General features: G+C 70.1%; 3 protein-coding genes. All 3 read right to left on the bottom strand.

Annotated elements, in window-relative coordinates; translation table 11 throughout:
- Positions 1-177: 177 nt before the first annotated feature.
- Genes Prubr_RS37410 through Prubr_RS31840 form a run of 3 tightly spaced genes read right to left on the bottom strand, consistent with a single transcriptional unit; the run spans position 178 to position 3,196 of the window.
- Positions 178-1,311, bottom strand: a complete 1,134-nt coding sequence (locus tag Prubr_RS37410; protein WP_246567930.1) for an ABC transporter permease — start codon at positions 1,309-1,311, stop codon at positions 178-180.
- Positions 1,308-2,513 carry an ABC transporter permease gene (locus Prubr_RS37405; protein WP_246567928.1) on the bottom strand — a complete coding sequence of 402 codons (1,206 nt, stop codon included), beginning with the start codon at positions 2,511-2,513 and terminating at the stop codon, positions 1,308-1,310. The genes Prubr_RS37410 and Prubr_RS37405 overlap by 4 nt, the downstream gene beginning before the upstream one ends.
- Positions 2,510-3,196, bottom strand: coding sequence for an ABC transporter ATP-binding protein (locus Prubr_RS31840; RefSeq protein WP_212818802.1), 687 nt, complete (start codon positions 3,194-3,196; stop codon positions 2,510-2,512). The genes Prubr_RS37405 and Prubr_RS31840 overlap by 4 nt, the downstream gene beginning before the upstream one ends.
- Positions 3,197-3,309 lie beyond the last annotated feature (113 nt).

Genomic DNA, 3,309 nt, shown 5'->3' with positions numbered 1-3,309 from the left:
CCCGTACCGGTGACAAACCGGCGTACGCCGAGCGGGGCCGGTCCGTTTTCCATCCCGGGACGACGCGTCGACCTCTCCGGGGGTGAGACGAAGGAAGCCGGGTCCGGTCCACGCTCTCGGCTGAGGCGTGGACCGGACCCGGCCCGCGGGCCGTTCGGGGGTGCCGGCCCGCGTGCCTTACTCGGTGCGCAGCGCGGTGGCCGTACGGGTGCGTGCGGCCCAACCGGCCGGTAACAGCGCGCCGAGGACGGCGATCACGACGCCGCCCAGGGCCAGGGCCAGGAGCATCGCCGGCTGGTAGATGTCGACGACCGCGGCCGGGAGCTTCAGACCGGCGGCGTCGCCCATCGACGGGACGATCATGCGCTGCACCGCCACGCCGAGTGGCACCCCGAGGACACCCCCGACTACGCCGGTGAGGATCACCGAGGTGATGACCAGAGAGATGGTCTGCCGGGGCGTCATGCCGAGCGCTTTGTATACGCCCAGGTCACGGATGCGTTCGCGGACGTCGAGCACGACGCCGTTGAGGATGCCCAGGCCGGAGACTGCCACCAGCATCAGCGTCAGCAGTACGGTCAGTGTGTTGAGGATGGTGACGATGTCACTGCCGCTCTCCGTGCCGCCGGCCGCGGCGGTGACCCCGAGCGGCTGCAGTTGGGAGTTGAGCGCGGTGGTGTAGGCGTCGACGTCGGTGCCCGGCTTCACCGCGATGTAGTGGCTGGTCGGGGGCAGGTCGATGCCGGCCGTGGTCAGGCTGCCCGCGTCGGTGAAGATCAGCATCCCGCCGTTGCGGGTGTTGAGGACCTCGCCGACGATGCGGAAGGTGACCGACCTGCCGTCGATCTGCGCCGTGACGGAGTCGCCGACGTGGGTCTCGGTGGCGGTCAGGAACGGGGTGGCCACGACGGCTTCGCCCACGCCTTGCAGCCATCGGCCGGAGACCATCACGTAACCGCCCCAGGACGCGTCCCCTGTGAAGGCGTACACATTGGTGGAGCCCGCTTTGCCGGGGATCGTCGCGTTGGTCGTCGCCATGGCATAGGAGGCCTTGGTGTCGGCCTGGGCCCGGATGGCCGCCTCGATCTCGGCGGCATCACCCGTCCGAGGTGCGACGCCCGGCCCGAACTGCGGACCGACCACCCCGATCGTGACATCGGCGGCATCGTGGTCGCGGGCCGACATGATCGCGTTGAGCGAGGTGCCCAGGCCGACGGCGAAGGTCACCGCCGCCGCGCCGAACAGGACAGCGATGAGCATCACCATCGTCCGGCCGGGGCGGGCGAACGGCCGGGCCAGTCCCAGGCTCACCGCCCGGGGAGTGGTAGCCGGGAGGTCAGGGCGGCAGCCCAGCTGCCACGTCCCGCCGCCGGTGTGCGGCCCACCGCGAGAGCATCGACGGTACGCAGGCGTCCTGCCCGCCACGCCCCCGCCCAGGCGGTAACGGCCACGACGGCGAGCACGCCGCCCACCACGGCGGCATCGACCCACGGGGTCACGGTGAGGCCGGCCGTGCCGTACGCATCACTCGTCTCCGACAGCACTGGGACGGCCAGCAGATGCCCGAGCACGAGGCCGAGGGCCGTGGCGACGGACGCCGGGAGCAGGGCCTGGCCGATGTACGCGCGTACCACCTGGGACGGGGTGAACCCGATCGACTTGAGGATGCCGATGCGTCGGGTTCCCTGGCTGACCGCGCCGGCGACCACATTGGCGACGATGAGGACCGACATGATCAGTCCGAGAACGCCGAAGGCCACCAGGAACGGGATGAACAGCGACGTGTCACGTACCGCCACCTGCTTGACCGAGAGCCAGGACCGGGCACCCTGCAGCGCACCGTCGGGGGCAGCCGACGCGAGTGCGATCCGGTGCTGATCCATCTGCGCCGTCGTGTCCGCCGTCGAGAACCGGTAGAGCATCTGGTAGGAGTCGGTCTTTCCCGTCGGCGTCAGAGCGGCGACCTGGGCGGCCGTCACCCATGCGTCGGCGGTGCGGCTCACCGAGCGGGCGAAGCCGACGACCTTCAGTGTCGGGGCCCCCGGCAGGCTGGGGAAGTTCATTTCGAGGCCGAGCCGGGCAAGGATGCCGGTGTCGGCCGACAGCACGATCTCGCCCGGACCCTGGACCCAGCGGCCCTCCGTCACCGCGACGTCGTCGACACCGCCGTCCGGGCGGTCCCGTCCGACGACGCTCAGCGGCGCCAGCGAAAGGTTCTTTATTTTCGGGGTGATCGATGTGGTGCCGAACGGGCCGGCGCTGCCGGTCACCCCCGGCGTCGCCGCCAGGGCCGCCAGCTGCTGCTGGGTCACCATGGCGGCATCGAACTGGGCGGACAGGTGGGCGCCGTGCTGTTTCTTGAAGGCTGTCTCGAACGGCGACTTCGAGGCGACCAGCAGCGAGCCACCGAGCACCGAGGCCGTCACCGCCATCATCGTGGCCAGCGCGATCACGACGGTCTGCACCCGGCGGCGGCCCGTGCCGGAGCGGACGACGCGGCCCAGGGCGCTCATGCGTGCGTCCTGACGACATCGGCCGCGATCCTGCCGTCGACCAGCTCGATCGTGCGGTTGGTGCAGGGCCGGGCCAGCGACAGGTCGTGCGTGACCACCACGACGGTCTGCCCGGCGCTGTTCAGCTGGCGCAGCAGCTCGGCGACCTCCTCACCGGACGCGGTGTCCAGTGCGCCGGTCGGTTCGTCGGCGAGTAGCAGGGGCGGGCGGTTCATGAGCGCCCGGGAAACGGCGACGCGTTGACGCTGACCGCCGGACAACCGGCCCGGATATGCCCGCGCGTGCCGGGCGACCCCGAGGGAGCTCAGCAGCTCCATGCCCCGGTTGATCGCCTCCTTGCGCGACATTCCCGCAAGCTGAGCGGGCAGCACGACGTTGTCGATCGCGGTCAGGTCGTCGAGCAGGTTGAAGAACTGGAAGACCATTCCGATCTTCTTGCGCCGGTACAGTGCCGCACCGGCCTCGCTGAGCCTGTCCACCCGGACGCCGTCCACCGTCACCGTGCCGGCGTCGGGCCGGTCCAGACCTGCGATGAGGTTCAGCATGGTGGACTTGCCGCTGCCGGAGGGGCCCAGGATGGCGACGGACTCACCGGGTTGGACGAGCAGCGACACGTCAGCCAGGGCCGGTGGCCCGCTGTCGTACGTGCGAGTGACCCGCTGCAGCTCAATGACCGGTGTCATCACGTCTTCTCTCTGAAGGCATCCGTTCGACATGCTGAACGCTACGAACAGCCTTGCCTTCGACGCGACGGCGAGCAGAGGTATTTCCGGTACCTCTCCAGGAGGATCACTAT

This window comes from Polymorphospora rubra (genome assembly GCF_018324255.1).
In the GTDB taxonomy this organism is placed as follows: Bacteria; Actinomycetota; Actinomycetes; order Mycobacteriales; family Micromonosporaceae; genus Polymorphospora; species Polymorphospora rubra.
The sequence above is the reverse complement of the archived record's forward strand: the minus strand, read 5'-3'. Positions and strand labels throughout refer to the sequence as shown.

What these genes read in the sequence shown, in the direction of transcription:
- Prubr_RS37405 (WP_246567928.1), bottom strand. Translation starts at nt 2,513, where the DNA reads ATGAGCGCCCTGGGCCGCGTCGTCCGCTCCGGCACGGGCCGCCGCCGG.
- Prubr_RS31840 (WP_212818802.1), bottom strand. Translation starts at nt 3,196, where the DNA reads ATGACACCGGTCATTGAGCTGCAGCGGGTCACTCGCACGTACGACAGC.